Below are 21,971 nucleotides of genomic sequence, written 5' to 3'. Positions count from 1 at the left end.
GTCCTCCTGTCAGCGCAAGGCGTGGCGGCTGGCGTGGTCGGCCAGGGCATGCAGGCGGAAGCTGCGGGCGTAGGCGGCAGGGTCGGAGCCATCCCAGATCTTGCCGTCGATCAACTGGCTGCTGCGCATGTCCTGGGCGTTTGCGGGGACGCCGACGGCATCGGCCGCCTGGCGATACAGATCCAGTTGCTGCACTTGGCGGGCAATGCCCAGGTAGTCCGGGTCTTCGCGCAACAGGCCCCAGCGGCGAAACTGGGTCATGAACCACATGCCGTCGGAGAGGTAGGGCAAGTTCACCTCGCCATCGGCGAAAAAGCGCAACGCATGGGGATCTTGCCACTGGTTGCCGAGGCCATCGTCGTAGGCCCCGAGCAGACGCGGTTCGATGCAGTCGAGCGGTGCGTCGAGGTACTCGCGGGCGCTGAGCAACTGTGCGGTGGAATGGCGGTTTTCGTGGCTCGCCTCGATAAAGCGGCTGGCCTCCAGGATCGCCATCACCAGCACGCGGGCGGTGTTGGGGTATTGGTCGACGAACGCCTGGGTGCAGCCGAGCACTTTTTCCGGATGATCGGGCCAGATCGCCTGGGTGGTCGCCAGGGTGAAACCCTGGTTCTGCTTCACCGCGCTGGCGCTCCAGGGTTCGCCGACACAAAAACCGTCAATGCGCCCGGCTAATAGATGCGCCACCATTTGTGGCGGAGGGACCACCACACTGTTCACATCCTGCAATGGATGAATGCCTTGGCTTGCCAGCCAGTAGTACAGCCACATGGCGTGGGTGCCTGTGGGAAACGTCTGGGCGAAGGTCAGTTTTGTTCGGCTTTGGTGCACGTGGCGATCCAGTGCCTCAGGAGTGACCACCCCTTGCTGTTGCAGATCGTGGGACAGGTTGATGCTCTGCCCGTTCTGGTTCAGTCCCATCAGCACTGCCATGTCGGTGGCGGCCACGCCGCCGATGCCCAGGTGTACGGCGTAGATCAGTCCATACAGGCTGTGGGCGGCATCCAGTTCACCGCTGACCAGTTTGTCGCGCAGGTTGGCCCACGACGACTGGCGCTTGAGGTTCAGCGTCAAGCCATAAGGTTGCGCGAAGCCCTGGGTAGCCGCGACCACCAGCGAGGCGCAATCGCTCAAGGCCATGAAGCCCAGGTCGAGGCTGCTCTTTTCCGGGGCGTCACTGCCGTTGACCCAGGCCAGCGGGTCGTTTATCGGGCTGTTGCCGTCCGAATCGTTCATCAACACCTACCTTTTCGTTCAAAAAAAAGCGTCGTTCCCTCAGATGGCGGTGCGGGCCATTGCGGGTAACGACGCCTTTGTCCGTAAGCCCGCTCCGACGTTGGCGCGCGCTCTGATGCAGAGTGCGTAGCAAGGCACATGCCACGGGCAGATCGGCGCGGTACGCCGTCAACTTTCCATCAAGATTGAAACGCCGCAGGCTTTCAGTATGGCCGCTTCCCTATGCCAGACTGCCCAGGAAACCCCACGGTGTACGACTCTCCCACAACGATGGCCGCCCACCGGCTCCGCCGCTGGCTGTTTTGCGCGGTGTTGATGCTGGGCTGCGCGTCTGCCTGGGGCGAGACCTATCAGGCGCGGGACGAAAGCTTGCATACGTTTTTTAGCGCGTTGTCGCTGCCCCTTGGCCTGCCGGTCGTTGTCAGCCGGGCGGTGGCCCGCCAACGCGTTTCCGGAACCTACGATTTCAGCCAGGCACAGCAGGTGCTGGAGGCGGTGGCCGAGCAGCATCACCTGATCTGGTACAGCGACGGGCAGGTGCTCTACCTCTACGCCGCAGATGAAGCGAAGAGCTCGGCTGTGACGTTGCGGCATATTTCCGTCTCACGGCTGCGTGAGCTCATGCGTCGCTCGGGGCTCGATGAGTCCCGCTACCCCCTGCGGGAGAGCGGGGGGCGGATGTTCTATGTGTCCGGGCCGGCGAACTATGTCGACCAGGTGCTGCACCTTGCCCAATTGATGGACCGCCAGCGGGCCGGGCTCCGCGTGGGCAAGCAGGGGTTTGGCGTGGTGCAGGTGCTCAATACCCATGTGGCGGACCGTGAGTACGTCATGGGTGATGAAAAGGTCAATGTGCCGGGCATGGCCTCGCTGATCGAGACCGTGCTTTCCCGCGAACAACAGGCCCCTGCGCAACGGCCGCCCGGCTTGCTGGCCGATAAGAGCCTTGCAGTGATCCCCTACCCGGATACCAACAGCCTGCTCATCAAGGGCAAGCCTGCCCAGGTGAGTTTTATCGAGCAATTGGTGGCGGAGCTGGACGTGCCCAAGCGCCCGATCGAGGTTTCGCTGTGGCTGGTGGATGTGGACCGTGACGAACTCAAGAAAATCGACCAGGCCTGGGCCGAGGAAACCCACACATCAGTCTCGGCGACCCGGGTGCTGGAGCCGTTGGAGGACAATCGCTTGATGGCGCAAATCGCCGTGCTGGAGCGGCGGCGGCGGGCGCGGGTGGTGACACTGCCCGTGATTCTCACCCAGGAGAACGTTCCTGCGGTCTTCCAGGATAACCACACACTTTACTTGCCGGCCCCTCCCGCCGGACGCACCGCCTGGAAACCCGTGCGCTATGGCACCCAGGTCAGCGTGTTGCCGCGGTTTGCTGAGGCGAACGAGATCGAGATGCTGTTGAGCCTTGAGGATGATCGCCAGATGGGCGAGGCGCGGCAGCGTCAGAAAATGACCGCAGTCGGGCGGGTGAGCGTTAGCAGCGTCGTTCGGATGCCTCAGGGTAAACGTCTGTGGTTAGGCGGTTTTCGTCGGGATGTTGATGCAGAAGGGCGTGCCACTGCGTCTGGCCAGCGTGCCGAGGTCCGGCTGTTTGTGATTCAGGCCCGGGCCGTGGGCAACGAGCTTAAGACCTTGGGTGGAGCTATCGGGCCTCCGCCGCTGACTCAGCCGCAATACGAACGGGTGCAACGTGCGTTTGTGCGGTCGATTCGCGATGTCGATCAATGAGGTAGGCGTTCGCCATGCATCTGGAAATTCTTTTGCAGGAACAACTGATCACGCGCAAGCGGCTGGCGCTGTTTGCACCGGGGAAAGTGCTGCCTTTGGCGCCGGAAGTCATCCATTGCGTGGAAGTGCGGGTCAATGGCCAATTGTTGGCTCTGGGCGAGCTGGTGCAGTTGGAAGACCGCCTGGGAGTTGAGCTGCTTGAGGTGTACCAGGAGTGGGTATCGCCTTAGTTGTTAGCTCCAGTGAGATTTCTTACAAGGCTATTCCTGAAAGCCTTGCTGATATGGGTTTTTTCCTAGGGTGGGTAGGGGCCGCCTTTTTTATAGTCGTGCCGTCGGCGTATGAGCCGGTTCTGGAAATTAGGATTTTAATGTCAGTGGTTGGATGCAGAGGTGTGTATGGCCGTCGTGAATGATGGAGGGATGACGACTTCCCTGGTCTTTGGCCACTGGACCCTGCATGGCGATGGCCGCTTGACCGGTGAGGGCGCGGATATCCAGTTGCCGCCCAAGGAGTGGCAGGTGCTGCGCTTGCTGTTGGTGTCTGGTGGTGCGCTGATGACCAAAGACTGTTTGCTTGAAATGGCTTGGCGCCAGGGGGAGGTGTCGGAGGAGTCGCTGACTCGCTGCATTTATTCATTGCGTAAGCATCTGCGTGCCGACAAAGGGTTTATCAAGACGGTCTATGGCAGAGGCTATCGCTTTACGTGCCCGGTGCGACCTGCTGAGCGCCCCCCGTCGTTGCCCATCCATGTTTGCTCGGCCTGTGGCAGGTAATGCGCGACGTGTGGCGCAGGGGCCTGTTGCTGGTGGTACTGATGGGAAGCAATCAGGCACTGGCGTATTGCTGGGACGAGGTGGCCAGTCGTTACGATCTCGAGCCGGAGTTGCTGCAGGCCATTGCCGCCGTAGAGTCGGGGTATCGCGCGGGCGCGATGAATTACAACAATCGCAATGGCACCCGCGATATCGGTCTGATGCAGATCAACAGCATCCATTTGCCCCGCCTGCTCAAACAGGGCATCACTGAAGAGCGGCTGTTGAGTGAGCCTTGCCTGTCGGTAGAGGTCGGGGCCTCGATTCTTGCCGAATTCATTCAGCGTTTCGGCTATAACTGGACGGCCATAGGCGCCTATAACGCAGGCCCGGGCCCCGGTCCGCAGCGTGAGGCGTTACGCCTGCAGTACGCACAGAAGATCTGGGCCCGCTACGAAGCGTTGGTCGCGCATCGCTACTGACGATTGGGTGGCACGCCTCGCACGCAGCCCGCCAGCCCGGCTATAATCGCCACCACTTATCGCTGCCATCCGAGTCTAGCCCGCCCATGTATACCCTGGCCCGCCAGTTGTTGTTCAAACTCTCCCCGGAGACCTCCCATGATCTGTCCCTGGACCTGATCGGTGCCGGTGGCCGCCTGGGGCTCAATGGCCTGGTATGCAAGGCACCGGCGAAAATGCCGGTGTCGGTGATGGGCCTCGACTTCCCCAACCCGGTCGGGCTGGCTGCCGGCCTGGACAAGAACGGTACGGCCATCGATGGCTTTGCGCAGTTGGGTTTCGGTTTCGTCGAAATCGGCACCGTGACCCCGCGCCCTCAGCCGGGCAACCCCAAGCCGCGCATCTTTCGCCTGCCGGAAGCCGAGGCGATCATCAACCGCATGGGCTTCAACAACCTCGGTGTCGATCACCTGGTGTCGCGGGTTCAAGCGGCGAAGTACAAGGGCATTCTCGGGATCAATATCGGCAAGAATTTCGACACGCCGGTGGAGCGCGCGGTGGATGACTACCTGATCTGCCTGGACAAGGTCTACGCCCACGCCAGCTACGTCACGGTGAACGTCAGCTCGCCCAACACCCCTGGCCTGCGTAGCCTGCAGTTTGGTGATTCCCTCAAGCAATTGCTCGAAGCCTTGCGCCAGCGCCAGGAAGACCTCGCCGTGCGCCATGGCAAACGCGTGCCGCTGGCGATCAAGATCGCCCCGGACATGAGTGATGAAGAAACCGTACTGGTCGCCCAGGCCCTGGTGGATTCCGGGATGGATGCGGTGATTGCCACCAACACCACCCTCAGCCGTGTCGGTGTTGAAGGCCTGGCCCATGGCGACGAAGCGGGCGGCTTGTCGGGCGCCCCGGTGCGTGACAAGAGCACGCATATTGTCACGGTGCTGGCTGCCGAGCTGGCAGGGCGTTTGCCGATCATCGCGGTCGGCGGTATTACCGAAGGCAAACACGCGGCCGAGAAAATCGCCGCCGGCGCGAGCCTGGTGCAGCTGTATTCCGGCTTTATCTACAAAGGCCCGGCGCTGATTCGCGAGGCGGTGGACGCGATTGCGGCGTTGCCAAAAAAGGCCTGACACACGCCCAATAAAAAGGGCTCCTCAAGAGGAGCCCCTGGGCCGAAGCCCGCCGCCTGGATAGGGCGTGCGTGGTTAAGTGGTTACCTGTATTCGTGCTGGTGTCGGAATTAAATGCCCTTGATTAGCCGACCGCGTGAAGTTCGTTGAGTCTGTGGATGCCCGCAGTGCCTGTCATACCGTCCCAGTTGTCGCCGCGTCCTTCTCGCCAGCCGTTGATCCAGGCTTGGCGTACCGACGGTAGAGTAAATGGGCAAAGCTCACGGGATTTGCCATGAACGCCATATTGATATCCGCGTAAAAATGCTCTTTCCAACGGATCACGCTTAAGTCTTCTCATAGGGTGTTTCCCTCACTTGTTGACTGTCTTGATATCCTTCGGCCTCGTCTGGGGCCGGGCAGAGTTTTTCTGCCGTTGGTGCGGCTCGCTGCCGGCGTGGCGAGCCAATGTGTCAACGTCGTTGTGGCGCTGACCTGTGTTGAGTTCTAACCAATAGGTCACATGGATTCAATGATCGTTTTGTCATAAGCACGTCACAATAGTGATGCTATAGCCATAAGCTGGGATGGCTTTTCGCCCCTTTTATTGGGCAAAGCCAGCTATGATGTGCCTTACGAAGAGAATGGGCTTTTTCCTGCGGTGAGAAAGCCCGCCCGTCACGGTCGGTCACTATTCGACGAAGGGTCTGAATATTTCTTTTTGTTGCAAAAATTATCTCTCTGCCCCGTCAATCAAGGCCCAAAGGCCCGGCAGACGGGGTGGGACGGCACATTCGTGCCACGCGAGCACTCTTCAAGAAAAGTGCTTGATTGAAAACCGAGCCGGCGATGCGTCGCCCGTTCATTTATTGCTGAAAAGCCTGGATTACCCATGTCGGACCGTTTTGAACTCTTCCTCACCTGCCCCAAAGGCCTCGAAGGCCTGCTGATCGAGGAAGCCGTCGGGCTTGGCCTTGAGGAAGCCCGCGAGCACACCTCGGCCGTGCGCGGCATGGCCGACATGGAAACCGCCTACCGCCTGTGCCTCTGGTCGCGCCTGGCCAACCGCGTATTGCTGGTACTCAAGCGCTTCCCGATGAAGGACGCCGAAGACCTCTACCACGGCGTGCTGGATATCGACTGGGCCGATCACATGGTCCCGGACGGCAGCCTGGCGGTGGAGTTCAGCGGTCACGGCTCGGGCATCGACAACACCCACTTCGGCGCGCTGAAGGTCAAGGATGCAATTGTCGACAAGCTGCGCACGCCAACCGGCGAGCGTCCGTCCATCGACAAGATCAACCCGGACCTGCGCATCCACCTGCGCCTGGATCGTGGCGAAGCGATCCTGTCCCTCGACCTGTCCGGCCACAGCCTGCACCAGCGCGGTTACCGCCTGCAGCAGGGCGCCGCACCGTTGAAGGAAAACCTCGCGGCAGCGATCCTGATTCGTGCCGGCTGGCCGCGCATCGCTGCTGAAGGCGGCGCGCTGACCGACCCGATGTGTGGCGTGGGCACCTTCCTGGTGGAAGGCGCGATGATCGCCGCCGATATGGCGCCCAACCTCAATCGCGAACTGTGGGGTTTCACCACCTGGCTCGGTCACGTCCCGGCGCTGTGGAAGAAACTTCACACCGAGGCCAGCGAGCGTGCCGCCATCGGCATGAACAAGCCGCCGTTGTGGATTCGTGGCTACGAAGCCGATCCGCGCTTGATCCAGCCTGCTCGTAACAACATCGAGCGTGCTGGCCTCAGCCATTGGATCAAGGTGTACCAGGGCGAAGTCGCTACGTTCGAGCCGCGTCCGGACCAGAACCAGAAAGGCCTGGTGATCTGCAACCCACCCTACGGCGAGCGCCTGGGTGACGAAGCGAGCTTGTTGTACCTTTACCAGAACCTCGGCGAGCGTCTGCGCCAAGCGTGCATGGGCTGGGAAGCGGCGGTATTCACCGGCGCGCCGGACCTGGGCAAGCGCATGGGCATCCGCAGCCACAAGCAGTATTCGTTCTGGAACGGCGCCTTGCCGTGCAAATTGCTGCTGATCAAGGTCAACCCGGACCAGTTCGTCACCGGCGAGCGCCGCACCCCGGAGCAGCGCCAGGCCGAACGCGAACAAGCCGCCTACGACCAGGCCCCGACCGAGCCGCAAGAGCGCCAGTACAACAAGAACGGCAACCCGATCAAACCAGCAGCGGCGCCAGCCCCCGTGGTCGAACAGGCGCGCCTGAGCGAAGGCGGGCAGATGTTCGCCAACCGCCTGCAAAAGAACCTCAAGCAACTGGGCAAGTGGGCCAAGCGTGAGGGCGTGGATTGCTACCGCGTCTACGATGCCGACATGCCGGAATATTCCATGGCCATCGACCTTTACCACGATTGGGTCCACGTGCAGGAATACGCCGCGCCGAAATCCATCGACCCGGAAAAAGCCTCCGCACGCATGTTCGATGCCCTGGCGGCCATTCCCCAGGCGCTGAACATCGACAAGAACCGCGTGGTGGTCAAGCGCCGCGAGCGTCAGAGCGGCACCAAGCAGTACGAGCGCCAGAGCGCCCAGGGCAAGTTCACCGAGGTCAGCGAAGGCGGCGTGAAGCTGCTGGTCAACCTCACCGACTACCTCGACACCGGCCTGTTCCTCGACCACCGTCCGATGCGCATGCGCATCCAGAAAGAGGCGGCCGGCAAGCGTTTCCTCAACCTGTATTGCTACACCGCCACCGCCAGCGTGCACGCCGCCAAGGGTGGCGCGCGCAGCACCACCAGCGTCGACCTGTCCAAGACCTACCTGGACTGGGCGCGTCGCAACTTCTCCCTCAACGGTTTCTCCGACAAGAACCGCCTGGAGCAGGGTGATGTGATGGCGTGGCTGGAAGCCAGTCGCGATGAGTTCGACCTGATCTTCATCGACCCGCCGACCTTCTCCAACTCCAAGCGCATGGAAGGTATCTTCGACGTGCAGCGCGACCACGTGCAGTTGCTCGATCTCGCCATGGCGCGCCTGGCACCGGGTGGCGTGCTGTACTTCTCGAACAACTTCCGCAAGTTCGTGCTTGAGGACAACCTCAGCGAACGCTACGCGGTCGAGGAAATCAGCGACAAGACCCTCGACCCGGATTTTGCGCGTAACGCGAAGATCCATCGGGCCTGGAAAATCACCGCTCGCTGATTGCTCCTCCCATAAGCCGCAAGCCTCGAATAATCGGGTCTTGCGGTTTTTTACGCTGGTCAAACACAGGGCCGCTAGCTATAACTAAACGTCCAGCCAAAGTGACACCCCCGCACGCTGGCGTTGTGAGTGTTGCCTATGCCGTTGCAAGCCGTTCGCCCCAAGATCCTAGGTTTTATCAGTGAGCAGGTATCGGCTTGGCTGATGGCATTGGTGGTGTTTTTGGCAGGCAGCACCTTGACGATCATCATTGCCTGGGCGACATCCGACCTCTATCAACAGCAGGAGCGCCAGCGTTTCCAGCTGTTGGTCAATGAGCGATTCACCCGTCTGCAGGAGCGTTTCGAGGACCAGGAGCAACGTCTGGCCAGCCTGCAACGCTTTTTCGTCAATTCCAGTGACGTGTCCCAGGACGAGTTCGATGGTTTCGCCCAGCCCCTGCTGCTGCGTTCCCGTGCGTATGTCTGGGCGCCGCGGGTGCTGCGTGATCAGCGCGTTCAGTTTGAACAGGAGGTGTCGCGCCAGCGCGGTCTGCCCTTCAGCATACGTGAACTGAATTCACTCGGTGAGTTGGCCCCGGCGGTGGAGCGCGATGAATACGTGCCGATCCTGTACAGCCAGACCCACAGCCTGCTCGGTTCGCCCCTGGGCTTTGACCTGCTGGCCCAGCCTCTGCGGCGCTCGACCCTTCAGCGCGCACAAGCGAGCGGTAAGCTGGCAGTGTCCCAGCCCATGCAGTTGGTGGGTGTGGAGCCGGCCTATGCCACCGGCGTGTTATTAGTCGCACCAGTCGTCTCCCTAGGCGGGACAGAACCCTACGGCTTTGTGATGGCCGTGATCAGCATGCGCCAGTTGATGGCTGACGGCTTGCCCAAGCCGGATCGCGATAATCTGGTGACGCAGATTGTCGACACTTCCGACCAGCAAAAGCGCCTGCTGTACGAGTCCAGCAATGCCTTGGCCAACAGCGATCTGGTGGCCACGCGCCGCCTCACCCTCGGCGATCATGTCTACGCCCTGACGCTGCGCCCCAGTCTGGTGTTCGAACAGGGCAGCGGTTTCTCCCTGGTCTCGATCCTGGCCATGGGCGGGCTCTTCAGCCTGTTGCTCAGCGTCTTGCTCTATATGTTGGTCAGTCAGCGTCAGCGCGCCTTGAAACTGGTGGAGCAGCGTACCGTGCAGTTGCGCCTGCGCGAGCAGGAACTGCGCGGCGCCCACGGCCAGTTGCGCAGCGTGCTGAACGCCGCGACGCAGGTTGCGATCATTGCCACCGATTTGCATGGCGTGATCAACACCTTCAACGCCGGCGCCGAGCAGATGCTGGGGTTCAAGGCCGAGCACGTAATCGGCCACTCGACCCTGGAGAGCCTGCATGTGGCAGCGGAGCTGGAAGCGCGCGCGACGAATTTGAGCGTGGCGTTGGGCCGGCGAATCCCGCCGAGCCAGGCGATGCTGGTGGAAAGCCCGGACAACCCGCACGAGGCCCGTGAGTGGACCTTGGTACGCGAGGATGGCAGCCAGTTGACGGTGAATATGCTCGGCACCGTGTTGCTGGATGAGCATGGCTTATGGGTCGGGCACCTGGCGATGTACCTGGATGTCACCGAGCAAAAACGCGCCTATGAGGCCCTGGCCGTGCGGGACCGCCTGCTGAAAAAACTCAGCGCCCATGTGCCTGGCGGGATCTTCCAGTTCACCCTGGAACCCCAGGACAACTGGCGGTTTATCTATGCCAGTGATGGCATGCGCGATATCTATGAGATCGAGCCAGGGGTGCTGCAACAGGATGCGAAACAGGTCTTGGCGCGCATCCACCCCCTGGACGTCGAGCGAGTGCGTGCGTCGATCCGCTTATCCGCGCTGCAATTGAGCCACTGGTGCGAAGAGTACCGCGTGCAGTTGCCGCAACGCGGCCTGCGCTGGATTCGCGGTGAGGCCACGCCGGAGGAACTGCCGGGCGGCGGTACGCTGTGGCATGGTTATGTGTCTGATATTTCCGATCTCAAGCGGGTGGAAGAAGAACTGCGCGCGCTGTCCATCACCGACGCCCTCACCGGGATTCACAACCGCCGGTATTTCCAGGATCGTCTCAAGGCCGAGATGGTCCGCCTGAATCGCACGTCGGGGGCGTTGTCGGTGATCATGCTGGATATCGATCATTTCAAGCGTATCAACGACCAATACGGACACGCGGTTGGCGACGGGGTGTTGCAGGAACTGTGCAAGCGCATCAGCCAACGTCTGCGCCGCAGCGATGTGTTCTGTCGCCTGGGCGGCGAGGAGTTCATGGTGTTGTGCCCCAATACCGATAGCACCCAGGCCTACAGTTTGGCGATTGAGTTATGGCAGTCGCTGCGCAGCGCGCCGATGGAGCCGGTGGGGACCGTCACCGCTAGCTTTGGCGTGGCCAGTTGGCGGGTCGACGAAGGGGTCGACGGGTTGCTGCTGCGCGCGGATTCGGCGGTGTACGTGGCCAAGCAGGCGGGCAGGGATCGGGTCGAAACTGTGGCGAGGGAGCGTGCTCCCGCTGGGCCGCGAAGCGGTCCCGATTAACACACCGCATGCTTGCAGAGACCATTCAGGGCCGGGCTTCAGGGCTGCGTCGCAGCCCAGCGGGAGCACGCTCCCTCGCCACAAGCACTAGAGGACTGGCGCCGCTGCCGCCAGCTTCGGCTGGCGATACAGGTCCAGCAGCACCTGGTCGAGCACCGACGACGCACCCCATGGTTTCGGATCGTTGAGAATCGCCACCACTACCCAGGTATTGCCGTTGTTATCGCGGCTGAACCCGGCGATGGCACGCACGGTGTTCAAGGTGCCGGTCTTGACGTGGGCTTCACCGCGCATGGCGGTGGTCTTCAGGCGTTTGCGCATGGTGCCGTCGGTGCCGGCAATCGGCATCGAGCTGATGTACTCCGCCGCGTAGGGGCTTTTCCACGCGGCTTGCAACATGGCCGCCATCTCACGGGCACTGACGCGTTCGGCACGGGACAGGCCGGAACCGTTCTCCATCACCAGATGCGGTGCGGTGATGCCTTTCTTCGCCAGCCATTGACGCACCACGCGTTGGGCGGCCTTGGCATCGTCGCCGTCGGCATCGTTGCGAAACTGCGCGCCCAGGCTCAGGAACAACTGCTGGGCCATGGTGTTGTTACTGTATTTGTTGATGTCGCGGATGATTTCCGCCAGGTCCGGCGAGAAGGCCCGCGCCAGTACCTTGGCGTCCTTGGGCACCGAAGCCTGGATGTCGCGGCCCTGGATGGTGCCGCCCAGTTCCTGCCAGATCGCCCGCACAGCGCCGGCGGTATACGTGGCATGGTCGAGCAGCGACAAGTAGGTCTGCGAGCTGCAGCCTTCGCCCAACTGGCCGCTGACGGTCACTGTGATGCTGCCATCGGCCGCCGTCACCGGGTTGTAGCGCACGTCACCGGTACACTGTTTGGCGTTGGATACCTTGACCTGATTGTCGATGCGAATGCTGGCAATCGGCGGCTCGACCGACACGATCACGCGTCCCGAATCGTTGCGAGTCACGAAGCGCAAGGCCTTGAGGTTGACCAGCAGGGCATCGGGCTTGACCAGGAACGGTTTGTTCTCGTCATTGCCGTCGTCATTGAATTCCGGCAGTTGCGGCGGGATAAAGAAACCACGGTCCAGCACCAGGTTGCCAGTGACTTGCTGCACGCCATTGGCCCGCAGGTCACGCATCAGCAGCCAGAGTTTTTCCATGTTCAGCTTGGGGTCGCCGCCACCCTTGAGGTACAGGTTGCCGCGCAACACGCCACCGCTGAGGGTGCCGTCGGTGTAGAACTCGGTCTTCCACTGGTGGTTGGGGCCAAGCATTTCCAGGGCCGCGTAGGTGGTGACCAGCTTCATGGTGGAGGCCGGGTTCACCGAGACGTCGGCGTTGAATACAGTGGGTGTGCCGGGACCGTTCAGCGGCAGCATCACCAGCGACAGTGCGGTGTTTTGCAGTTTGGCCTTCTGCAGGGCCTGTGCAACATTGGGTGGCAGGGTGTTGTTGATCGGGGCGGCGGTGGCGGAAAAGGCCAGCGGCAGGAGAAAGCCGGCAAGGAGCAATGGACGCAAAGATTTGATCATAAGAAATAAGACCCTACTGCTGAGGAGGGTGAAAAAGGCGAGGGTTATGTAAGAAAATCCCCCAGTGGTCATGAAAGTGTCGGCATTATGCCCCAAGCTGGAGCCACTTGTAGCTGAACGATAGCTGCTAATCGGCGTTTTTTTTTCGAGCATTTCGCCGCCTGTCCTAGAGAATCGGGCAATCGCTTCCTTAAACTGCTAAAGTGCCGCCCGTTATTACTTATGAGGATTGTTCCAATGGCGACTAACCGTTCCCGGCGTCTGCGCAAAAAACTGTGCGTTGATGAATTTCAAGAGCTGGGTTTCGAACTGAACCTGGATTTCAAAGAAGGTTTGGACGATGCAGCGGTTGACGCGTTCCTCGACGCATTCCTGACCGAAGCGATGGACGGCAATGGCCTCGACTACGTCGGCGGCGATGACTTCGGTCTGGTGTGCAAAGCCACTCGTGGTTCGGTCACCGAAGAGCAACGTGCAACCGTTGAAGCGTGGCTCAAGGCCCGCGCAGAGCTGACTCGCGTTGAAGTAAGCGCGCTGTTGGACGCTTGGCATCCAGAGACGTCGATCAACTCGGCCGTCTGATGTCATGAAACAGCGACCCGCCCGGGTCGCTGTTTCGTTATGGGGCCTTAAACACTCAGGCCTTGCGCCAGTTCAGAATCAGCAGCGTCAACACCCCCGCCACAATCCCCCAGAACGCCGACCCGATGGAAAACAACGTCAAGCCTGACGCGGTGACCATAAAGGTGATCAGCGCCGCTTCCCGTTCCTTCGGCTGATTCATGGCGATGCTCAAGCCATTGATGATCGAGCCAAACAAGGCCAACGCCGCAATCGACAGCACCAGCTCCTTGGGCAGCGCTGCGAACAAGGCCGCCAATGTGGCGCCGAACACCCCGGCAATGCCGTAGAACACCCCACACCAGACGGCCGCCGTGTAGCGCTTGTTGCGGTCTTCATGGGCGTGTGGCCCGGTGCAGATCGCCGCACTGATCGCCGCCAGGTTGATGCCGTGGGAGCCGAACGGCGCCAGCACCAGCGAGGCCAGGCCGGTGACGGTGATCAGCGGCGATGCCGGCACGTTGTAGCCATCGGCGCGCAATACGGCCACGCCCGGCATGTTCTGCGAGGTCATCGCCACCACGAACAGCGGGATGCCGATGCTGATGGTCGCCGCCAGCGAGAAGTGCGGCGAGGTCCACACCGGCGTTGCCACTTCCAGGTGAAAGCCGCTGAAATCCAGGAGCCCCATCAGCCCGGACAGCACGCTGCCGATCACCAGCGCGGCGAGCACCGCATACCGCGGCGACAGGCGTTTGATGATCAGGTAGGTGAAAAACATCCCCAGCACCAGGCCGGTGCGATGTTGCGCGGCGACGAAAATCTCGCTGCCGATCTTGAACAGAATCCCCGCCAGCAAGGCCGCCGCCAGCGACGCCGGGATGCGTTTGACCAGCTTTTCGAAGCTGCCGGTCAGCCCGCAGAGCGTCACCAGCACCGCGCAGGTGATGTAAGCGCCGATGGCTTCGCCGTAACTGACGCCGCCGAGGCTGGTGATCAACAGCGCGGCGCCGGGTGTCGACCAGGCAATGGTGATCGGCGTGCGGTAGCGCAGGGACAGGCCGATGCTGCACACCGCCATGCCGATGGAAATCGCCCAGATCCACGAGGAAATCTGCGCGGTGGTCAAACCGGCGGCTTGGCCGGCCTGGAACATCAGCACCAGGGAGCTGGTGTAGCCGGTCATCATGGCGATGAAACCGGCGACGATGGCCGAGGGAGAAGTATCGGCCAGCGGGCGCAAGGGCGCTTGGGTGGCGTCGGTCATGGCGAGGTGTTTCCTTTTACCTGGGAGTTTGCCAGTGAAGGCGCAGATTCAAGCCTAAACTCAAACGTAACGATTCATTGCAATACAGCCGGGGCCGCAAACAGCCGTACAGTGTGTTGGCGCATGGGGTTGTGTACAATGTGCGCTGATTTTAGCTGATACTTGCCAGCGCCTCTTTGTTGCCGTATTACCGTTAATTCGCCGCCGTTCTCCCGATCCGAGTGCCCATGAACGAACAGTTGCAACCTCTCAAGAAACAACCGCGAGCCAGCAAGACCGGCCGCAGCGGAACCCAGGACGATATCGTCTACGCGCATATCTTCGAGGCGATTCTCGAACAACGCCTGGCACCCGGTACCAAATTGAGCGAAGAGGCACTCGGCGAAATCTTCGGCGTCAGCCGCACCATCATTCGCCGTGCGCTGTCGCGTTTGGCCCATGAAGGCGTGGTGCTACTGCGGCCCAATCGTGGCGCCGTGGTGGCCAGCCCCAGTGTCGAAGAAGCGCGCCAGGTATTCCTGGCCCGACGCCTGGTCGAGCGGGCGATCACGGAACTGGCGGTGCAGCACGCGACGGCTGAGCAGTTGGCCGAGTTGCGGCAGATGGTCAACGACGAACGCGACAGCTTCTCCCGCGGCGATCGCGGTGCCGGTATCCGCCTTTCCGGCGAGTTCCATTTGAAGCTGGCTGAAGCCGCGAAGAACGCGCCGCTGATCAGCTTCCAGCGCAGCCTGGTGTCCCAGACCTCGTTGATCATCGCCCAGTACGAAAGCGGTAACCGCTCGCACTGTTCCTACGATGAACACACCCAGTTGATCGATGCGATCGAAGCCCGGGACGCGGCGCTGGCGGTGAATTTGATGATGCATCACATGGATCACATCGACAGCAAGCTCAACCTCGATGAGGAAAGTGCGTCGGATGATTTGCATGCGGTGTTTTCGCATTTGTTGCTGAGCAAGAAGCCTGGGCGTTCTTCGGTCAAACTGTAAACCCAATCAAAAATGTGGGAGGGGGCTTGCCCCCGATGGCGGTGTATCAGTCACTGGATGCTTTGACTGAACCACTGCCATCGGGGGCAAGCCCCCTCCCACATTTGTTTTGTGTTTGCTTGGAATTAGCGTTGGTGGACTAGACTGCCCGCCGCATAGGTCTGCAACACCGCCCGATCATCCCCCAGCGTCATCAGCACAAACAACCTCTCGGCAATGTCCTTCGCCTGCTTCATGCGGTAGCTGAGCAGCGGCGTGGCGTTGTAGTCCAGCACCAGGAAGTCCGCATCGGTGCCCGGCTGCAACGTGCCGATCTTGTCTTCCAGTCGCAGCGCCCGCGCGCCGCCCAGGGTGGCCAGGTACAGCGACTTGAACGGGCTCAATCGTGCGCCCTGCAGTTGCATGACCTTGTAGGCTTCGTTCAACGTCTGCAGCAACGAGAAACTGGTGCCGCCGCCCACATCAGTGCCCAGGCCCACGTTGAGTTTGTGCTTCTCGGCCATCGGCAGGTTGAACAGCCCGCTGCCGAGGAACAGGTTCGAGGTCGGGCAGAATGCGACTGCCGAGCCGGTCTGCGCCAACCGCGCGCATTCGTCATCGCACAGATGCACGCCGTGGGCAAACACCGAGCGTTCGCCCAGTAACTTGTAGTGGTCGTACACATCCAGGTAGCCGCTGCGCTCCGGAAACAGTTCGTTGACCCACTCGACTTCCTGCTTGTTCTCACTGATGTGCGTCTGCATGTACAGGTCCGGGTATTCGCCCAGCAGTTGCCCGGCCAGCGCCAATTGCTGCGGCGTGCTGGTGGGGGCGAAGCGTGGCGTCACCGCATAGTGCAGGCGGCCCTTGCCGTGCCAGCGTTCGATCAGCGCCTTGCTCTCCTGGTAGCCGGATTCGGCGGTGTCGGTCAGGTAGTCTGGAGCGTTGCGGTCCATCATCACCTTGCCGGCGATCATGCGCAGGTCGAGTTTTTCGGCGGCTTCAAAGAACGCGTTCACCGATTGCGGGTGCACGCTGCCGAACACCAGCGCGGTGGTGGTGCCGTTGCGCAGCAACTCCTTGATGAAGATATCCGCGACTTCCTCGGCATGGGCCTTGTCGGCGAACTGGCGCTCGCAGGGGAAGGTGTAGGTGTTGAGCCAGTCCAGCAACTGCTCGCCATAGGCGCCGACCATGCCGGTTTGCGGCAGGTGGATATGCGTGTCGATCAGGCCGGGGGTGATCAGCGCGTCCTGGTAATGGGTGATTTCGACCCCGGCGGGTAGGTGCGGCAGCAGGTCATGGGCGTGGCCCAGGGCGCTGATCCGGCCGTTGTCGATGACCAGCAGGCCGTCTTCGAAATACTCGTAGGACGCCTCGATCCCCACTTCAGCGGGGTCGGCGAGGCTGTGCAGGATCGCGGCGCGGTAGGCTTTGCGGGTCGAAGGCATGGTGATCTCAATTTAGATAGCTTGGCTGCGACGTGAAGCCGGCAGCAGTTGGGCAATCGGTTCGGCGTTCGCGGTGTGCTGGCCGAAATGGGCGTTATAGGTGGCGATGATTTCCCCGGCGATGGAGATGGCGATTTCCACCGGCAATTTGCCCTTCACTTCGCTAAGGCCCATGGGGCAGCGGATGCGTTGCAGCTGTGCGGTGTCGACGCCGCGATCCCGCAGGCGGTGTTCGAATTTGACGCGCTTGGTCTTCGAACCGATCAGGCCGAAGTAGGCAAAGTCATTGCGCTTGAGCAGGGCGGCGCTGAGTTCCAGGTCCAGCGCGTGATTGTGGGTCATCACGATGCAGTAACTGCCCACGGGTAGGTCGGCAATTTCGTCGACCGGTTCTTCGCTGACGATTTTGCGCACGCCCTGTGGGATGTGTTCCGGGAACTCTTGCTCGCGCGAATCGATCCAGCGCACCCGACACGGCAGGCTCGCCAGCAACGGCACCAGGGCGCGGCCGACGTGGCCGGCGCCAAATACGGCGATCTGTGCCTGCACCTGGCCCATGGGTTCGAACAGCAGCACGGTCGCGCCGCCACAGCACTGGCCCAGGCTCGCGCCGAGGCTGAAGCGCTCCAGATGGGTGTGTTGCTGGCCGCGGGCGAGCATGTCGCGGGCGAGCTGCATCGCTTTGTATTCCAGGTGCCCGCCGCCGATGGTGTCGAACGTGTGTGCGGCACTGATGACCATCTTCGAACCGGCATTACGCGGCGTGGAGCCGAGCTCTTCGATGATGGTCACCAGTACGCAGGGCTCGCCCTGGTTTTGCAGGTTGGCGAGGGCGCTGATCCAGTTGTTCATGTCTACCTCAACATTTCTGTTGTCAGTTCTACCGTCATCGGGAGCAAGCTCCCTCCCACACTTGAATGTATTCACAGGTCAAAAATGTGGGAGGGGCAAGCCCCTTCCCATACTTGAATGTATTTACAGGTGAAAAATGTGGGAGGGGCGGTGCGACGATTCGACTTGCCCCCGATGGCAGCACCTCGATTTACAGCGAAGCCATCTCGGTTTCAGCCTCAACCGCCTTCGCAGCAGCCAACTGCCGCATCTGTTCACACCCCCACAACACCCGCTCCGGCGTCGCCGGCGCATCGATGTTCGGCTGGTGGCGATAGTCACCCAGGCTCGCCACCGCATCCTTGATCGCGCACCACGAAGCAATGCCGAGCATGAAGGGCGGCTCGCCCACAGCCTTGGAATGGAACACTGTGTCTTCCGGGTTCTTGCGGTTTTCCACCAGCTTCACGCGCAGATCCAACGGCATGTCGGCCACGGCTGGGATCTTGTAGCTGGCCGGGCCGTTCGTCATCAGCTTGCCCTTGTCGTTCCATACCAGTTCTTCCATGGTCAGCCAGCCCATGCCCTGGATAAAACCGCCTTCCACCTGCCCGATGTCGATGGCCGGGTTCAGCGAAGCGCCGACGTCGTGGAGGATGTCGGTGCGCAGCATCTTGTATTCGCCGGTCAGGGTGTCGACGATCACTTCGCAACAGGCCGCGCCGAACGCGAAGTAGTAGAACGGCCGACCGCGCGCCTGGCTGCGGTCGTAGAAGATTTTCGGGGTCTTGTAGAAGCCGGTGCTCGACAACGACACCTGGGCGAAATACGCCTGCTGGATCAGGTTCTCAAAGGTCAGGATCTGCTCGCGCACGCGCACATGGCCGTTGTGGAATGCCACGTCCGCTTCGCTCACCTCGAATTTACGCGCGGCAAATTCCACCAGGCGTTGCTTGATGGTTTCGGCAGCGTTCTGTGCGGCCTTGCCGTTCAGGTCGGCACCGCTGGAGGCTGCGGTCGGCGAGGTGTTGGGCACCTTGTCGGTGTTGGTGGCGGTGATCTGCACGCGGTCGATGTGCACCTGGAACACCTCGGCCACCACTTGCGCAACCTTGGTGTTCAAGCCCTGGCCCATCTCGGTGCCGCCGTGGTTCAGGTGGATGCTGCCATCGGTGTAGATATGGATCAGCGCCCCGGCCTGGTTGAGGAAGCTGGCGGTGAAGGAGATGCCGAATTTCACCGGGGTCAGCGCCAGGCCTTTTTTCAGGATCGGGCTGTGGGCGTTGTAGCGGCGGATCGCTTCGCGGCGCTCGGCGTATTGGCTGCTGGCCTCAAGCTCGGCGGTCATCTCTTCGAGCAGGTTGTGCTCGACGGTCTGGTAGTAGTGCGTGACGTTGCGCTCGGTCTTGCCGTAATAGTTGGCCTTGCGCACCGCCAGCGGGTCGAGGGCCAGATGGCGAGCGATGGCGTCCATCACTTCTTCGATGGCGACCATGCCTTGCGGACCGCCGAAGCCGCGATAGGCGGTGTTGGACGCGGTGTTGGTCTTGCAGCGATGGCCGTTGACCGTGGCATCGCCCAGGTAATACGCGTTGTCGGCGTGGAACATGGCGCGGTCGACAATCGAGTTCGACAGGTCCGGCGAGCAGCCGCAGTTACCCGCCAGCTCCAACTGGATGCCGTGCAAGCGCCCGCTGTCGTCGAAGCCGACGTCGTATTCGATATAGAAGGGGTGGCGCTTGCCGGTCATCAGCATGTCTTCGACGCGCGGCAGGCGCATCTTGGTCGGCTGCCCGGTCAGGTGCGCGACCACCGCACACAGGCACGCCGGGCTGGCGGCCTGGGTTTCCTTGCCGCCGAAACCGCCCCCCATGCGGCGCATGTCGACGACGATCTTGTTCATCGACACGTCGAGCACTTCGGCCACCAGCTTCTGCACCTCGGTGGGGTTTTGCGTGGAGCAGTAGACGATCATGCCGCCGTCTTCAGTGGGCATGACCGAAGAAATCTGGGTTTCCAGGTAGAAGTGTTCCTGGCCGCCGATATGCAGCGTGCCCTTGATGCGATGCTTCGCGGCCGCCAACGCCACCGCAGAATCACCGCGTTGATGGGTGTGGCTGTCCAGCACGAAGTGCTGGTTGCGATAGGCCTCGACCACGTCCAGCACCGGCTCCAGGTCTTCGTATTCGATCACTGCGGCCAACGCCGCTTTACGCGCGGTTTCCAGGTCGCGTGCGGCCACGGCGAGCACCACCTGGCCGACGAACTGCACGGTGTCGATGGCCAGCAACGGATCACCCGGTAGCAGCGGGCCGATGTCTTTGAGCCCTGGCACGTCTTCGTGGGTGATGACGATGCGCACGCCGTCGAAGGCGTAGCAGGGCGCGGTATCGATGCTGAGGATTTTGGCGTGGGCGCGGTCGGACAGGCGCGCATACAGGTGCAACTGGTTGGGGAATTCCAGGCGGTCATCGATGTACTGCGCTTCGCCGGATACGTGCTTGGCGGCGCTGTCGTGCTTGACGCTGCGGCCGACGCCGCAGGTCAGGTCCTGGGCAAACAGCTCGGCCAGTTCGGCCTGGGTTTTTGCCACGGCGTGATGGTTAGACATAAGCGGTCACCCGAGTCTCGATGTGCGGCGTTTGCAGCTCGATGAAGTATTTGCGCAGCAGGTTCTGTGCGCTGAGCAGGCGGTATTCCTTGCTGGCGCGGAAGTCCGACAGCGGGGTGAAATCCTCGGCCAGGGCGGCGCAGGCGTGCTCCACGGTGGCGGCATTCCAGGGCGCGCCGATCAGCACGGTCTCGCAGTGTTTGGCGCGTTTTGGCGTGGCGGCCATACCCCCGAAGGCAACGCGGGCGTCGCTGATCACCGCGTTATCGATCTTCAGGTTGAAGGCCGCGCACACTGCAGAAATGTCATCGTCCAGACGCTTGGATACCTTGTACGCCCGGAACCGCGCGTGGCCCTTGGGCACGATGATTTTCTCGATGAACTCGCTGTCCTGGCGCGCGGTGACGCGGTAGTCGATGAAGTAATCTTCCAGCGCCAGGGTGCGCCGGACATTGCCCTTGCACAGCACGATCTGCGCGCCGAGGGCGATCAACAGCGGCGGCGAATCACCGATCGGCGAGGCATTGCCGATGTTGCCGCCCAAGGTGCCCTGGTTGCGGATTTGCAGGGAGGCGAAGCGCTGCAGCAGCTCGCCGAAGTCCGGGTATTCGTGGTGCAGCGCGCTGTAGCAATCGGAAAGGGCGGTGGCGGCGCCGATTTCCAGGCGATCGTCGAACGTCTCGATGCGCTTCATCTCGTCGATATTGCCGACGTAGATCATCACCGGCAGCGTGCGGTGGAACTGCGTGACTTCCAGCGCCAGGTCGGTGCCGCCGGCCAGCAGGCGGGCCTGGGGGTAGACGTCGTAGAGGTCGGCCAGGTCGGCGACGGTCAGCGGCACCAGGCAGCGTTTGTCGCCGCTGTTGAGTTCAGCGGTTTGCGTCGGTGCGATGGCCTTGAGACGGGCGATGGTCTGGGCCTCACGGCTGTCGAACTGATCCTGGGGTTTGTTGCCGCAGGCCTGTTCGGCGGCGGCGAGGATCGGGCGATAACCGGTGCAACGGCAGAGGTTACCGGCCAGGGCTTCATGGGCTTTCTCGCGGTCGGGGGCGTCGCTGTTCTTTTGCAGGGCGAACAACGACATCACAAAACCGGGGGTGCAAAAGCCGCATTGCGAACCGTGGCACTCCACCATGGCCTGTTGCACGCTGTGCAGTTGGCCCTGGTGCTTGAGGTCTTCGACGCTGATCAGTTGTTTGCCATGCAACGACGCCACAAACGTCAGGCAGGCGTTGAGGCTGCGATAGCGAATGCGCTCGGCGCCTTGCTCATCGCGGTGCAGTTCACCGACCACCACGGTGCAGGCGCCGCAATCGCCGCTGGCGCAGCCTTCCTTGGTGCCGGGTTTGCCCACATGCTCGCGCAGGTAGTTGAGCACGGTCAGGTTGGGGTCCAGGGCGTGCTCGCTACGGAGTTCCTGGTTAAGTAAAAACTGGATCACGGAAGGCCTCGCAGACACATTATTGTTGTTAACCGCTTTGCGCCGAATCTAGTCATGTCTGACTTTTCGGTCAACGATTTTCTGACCTGTGGGTCAAGAAAGTGCGGCCGCAACACGTTCAATTATGGTTCAGTCTTCTGGAACCGGCGTTTTTTGGGGCTTCTGGCTGTTCACTGCTGCTTATTTCATGCCAAATTGTTGAGCGTGGGCCGAGCGCCATCAGCGGGCATTTGCGCTACACTGCCGCGCTTGTATCGATAGAAGATTTTG

General features: G+C 61.5%; 17 protein-coding genes. 9 read left to right on the top strand and 8 right to left on the bottom strand.

Translation table 11 applies throughout. The features are described 5' to 3' along the window. Nucleotides 1–9 precede the first annotated feature (9 nt). Complete coding sequence (locus J2Y83_RS21000) at nucleotides 10–1,236, bottom strand: CmpA/NrtA family ABC transporter substrate-binding protein (RefSeq protein WP_253397928.1); 1,227 nt, start codon at nucleotides 1,234–1,236, stop codon at nucleotides 10–12. 270 nt (nucleotides 1,237–1,506) lie between these two features. On the opposite strand from J2Y83_RS21000, the gene sctC reads away from it, so the two are divergent. The 5 genes from sctC (at nucleotide 1,507) to J2Y83_RS20975 (ending at nucleotide 5,325) form a co-directional block, all read left to right on the top strand. Beyond that, nucleotides 1,507–2,973, top strand: coding sequence for a type III secretion system outer membrane ring subunit SctC (gene sctC / locus J2Y83_RS20995; RefSeq protein WP_253400425.1), 1,467 nt, complete (start codon nucleotides 1,507–1,509; stop codon nucleotides 2,971–2,973). A gap of 14 nt (nucleotides 2,974–2,987) precedes the next feature. Further along, complete coding sequence (locus tag J2Y83_RS20990) at nucleotides 2,988–3,203, top strand: FliM/FliN family flagellar motor switch protein (protein ID WP_017845218.1); 216 nt, start codon at nucleotides 2,988–2,990, stop codon at nucleotides 3,201–3,203. A 168-nt stretch (nucleotides 3,204–3,371) separates the two neighbouring features. Next, complete coding sequence (locus J2Y83_RS20985; RefSeq protein WP_253397926.1) at nucleotides 3,372–3,749, top strand: winged helix-turn-helix domain-containing protein; 378 nt, start codon at nucleotides 3,372–3,374, stop codon at nucleotides 3,747–3,749. Next, nucleotides 3,749–4,210 carry a transglycosylase SLT domain-containing protein gene (locus J2Y83_RS20980; protein WP_301295034.1) on the top strand — a complete coding sequence of 154 codons (462 nt, stop codon included), beginning with the start codon at nucleotides 3,749–3,751 and terminating at the stop codon, nucleotides 4,208–4,210. The genes J2Y83_RS20985 and J2Y83_RS20980 overlap by 1 nt, the downstream gene beginning before the upstream one ends. 86 nt (nucleotides 4,211–4,296) lie before the next feature. Next, entirely contained in the window at nucleotides 4,297–5,325 is a 1,029-nt protein-coding gene (locus tag J2Y83_RS20975) for a quinone-dependent dihydroorotate dehydrogenase (RefSeq protein ID WP_253397924.1), read from the top strand. Between the two features lie 124 nt (nucleotides 5,326–5,449). Here the strand turns inward: J2Y83_RS20975 and rmf are convergent, their stop codons facing one another. After that, entirely contained in the window at nucleotides 5,450–5,665 is a 216-nt protein-coding gene (gene rmf, locus J2Y83_RS20970) for a ribosome modulation factor (RefSeq protein ID WP_002553055.1), read from the bottom strand. 531 nt (nucleotides 5,666–6,196) lie between these two features. On the opposite strand from rmf, the gene rlmKL reads away from it, so the two are divergent. Beyond that, on the top strand, nucleotides 6,197–8,467 hold the full coding sequence (rlmKL, locus tag J2Y83_RS20965) for a bifunctional 23S rRNA (guanine(2069)-N(7))-methyltransferase RlmK/23S rRNA (guanine(2445)-N(2))-methyltransferase RlmL (protein ID WP_253397922.1): 2,271 nt from the start codon (nucleotides 6,197–6,199) through the stop codon (nucleotides 8,465–8,467). 138 nt (nucleotides 8,468–8,605) lie between these two features. Beyond that, on the top strand, nucleotides 8,606–11,020 hold the full coding sequence (locus J2Y83_RS20960) for a sensor domain-containing diguanylate cyclase (protein ID WP_253397920.1): 2,415 nt from the start codon (nucleotides 8,606–8,608) through the stop codon (nucleotides 11,018–11,020). An 87-nt stretch (nucleotides 11,021–11,107) separates the two neighbouring features. Here J2Y83_RS20960 and dacB read toward each other — a convergent pair whose 3' ends face one another. After that, the gene (dacB, locus tag J2Y83_RS20955) at nucleotides 11,108–12,568 is read right to left on the bottom strand and encodes a D-alanyl-D-alanine carboxypeptidase/D-alanyl-D-alanine endopeptidase (protein WP_253397918.1); all 1,461 of its coding nucleotides are present in this window, start codon (nucleotides 12,566–12,568) and stop codon (nucleotides 11,108–11,110) included. Nucleotides 12,569–12,805: 237 nt separating this feature from the next. Here dacB and J2Y83_RS20950 point away from each other — a divergent pair, with 237 nt between their 5' ends. Beyond that, complete coding sequence (locus J2Y83_RS20950) at nucleotides 12,806–13,150, top strand: YggL family protein (protein WP_253397916.1); 345 nt, start codon at nucleotides 12,806–12,808, stop codon at nucleotides 13,148–13,150. A 55-nt stretch (nucleotides 13,151–13,205) separates the two neighbouring features. Here J2Y83_RS20950 and J2Y83_RS20945 read toward each other — a convergent pair whose 3' ends face one another. Continuing rightward, a complete protein-coding gene (locus J2Y83_RS20945) occupies nucleotides 13,206–14,396 on the bottom strand; it encodes a benzoate/H(+) symporter BenE family transporter (RefSeq protein WP_253397915.1) in 1,191 nt (396 codons plus the stop codon). Nucleotides 14,397–14,623: 227 nt separating this feature from the next. Between J2Y83_RS20945 and J2Y83_RS20940 the strand changes: the two genes are divergently transcribed. Then, nucleotides 14,624–15,388 carry a GntR family transcriptional regulator gene (locus J2Y83_RS20940; RefSeq protein ID WP_253397913.1) on the top strand — a complete coding sequence of 255 codons (765 nt, stop codon included), beginning with the start codon at nucleotides 14,624–14,626 and terminating at the stop codon, nucleotides 15,386–15,388. 125 nt (nucleotides 15,389–15,513) lie between these two features. Here the strand turns inward: J2Y83_RS20940 and guaD are convergent, their stop codons facing one another. From guaD to xdhA, 4 genes are all read right to left on the bottom strand, one after another. After that, complete coding sequence (gene guaD, locus J2Y83_RS20935; RefSeq protein ID WP_253397911.1) at nucleotides 15,514–16,818, bottom strand: guanine deaminase; 1,305 nt, start codon at nucleotides 16,816–16,818, stop codon at nucleotides 15,514–15,516. A gap of 12 nt (nucleotides 16,819–16,830) precedes the next feature. Then, complete coding sequence (xdhC, locus tag J2Y83_RS20930; RefSeq protein WP_253397909.1) at nucleotides 16,831–17,670, bottom strand: xanthine dehydrogenase accessory protein XdhC; 840 nt, start codon at nucleotides 17,668–17,670, stop codon at nucleotides 16,831–16,833. A gap of 190 nt (nucleotides 17,671–17,860) precedes the next feature. Further along, nucleotides 17,861–20,260, bottom strand: a complete 2,400-nt coding sequence (gene xdhB / locus J2Y83_RS20925; protein WP_253397906.1) for a xanthine dehydrogenase molybdopterin binding subunit — start codon at nucleotides 20,258–20,260, stop codon at nucleotides 17,861–17,863. Beyond that, nucleotides 20,253–21,701, bottom strand: coding sequence for a xanthine dehydrogenase small subunit (gene xdhA, locus J2Y83_RS20920; RefSeq protein ID WP_253397904.1), 1,449 nt, complete (start codon nucleotides 21,699–21,701; stop codon nucleotides 20,253–20,255). Before xdhA ends, xdhB begins: the two co-directional genes overlap by 8 nt. Nucleotides 21,702–21,971: the final 270 nt, after the last annotated feature.

It is taken from the genome of Pseudomonas marginalis, assembly GCF_024169655.1.
Lineage (GTDB): Bacteria > Pseudomonadota > Gammaproteobacteria > Pseudomonadales > Pseudomonadaceae > Aquipseudomonas > Aquipseudomonas paraveronii.
The sequence above is the reverse complement of the archived record's forward strand: the minus strand, read 5'-3'. Positions and strand labels throughout refer to the sequence as shown.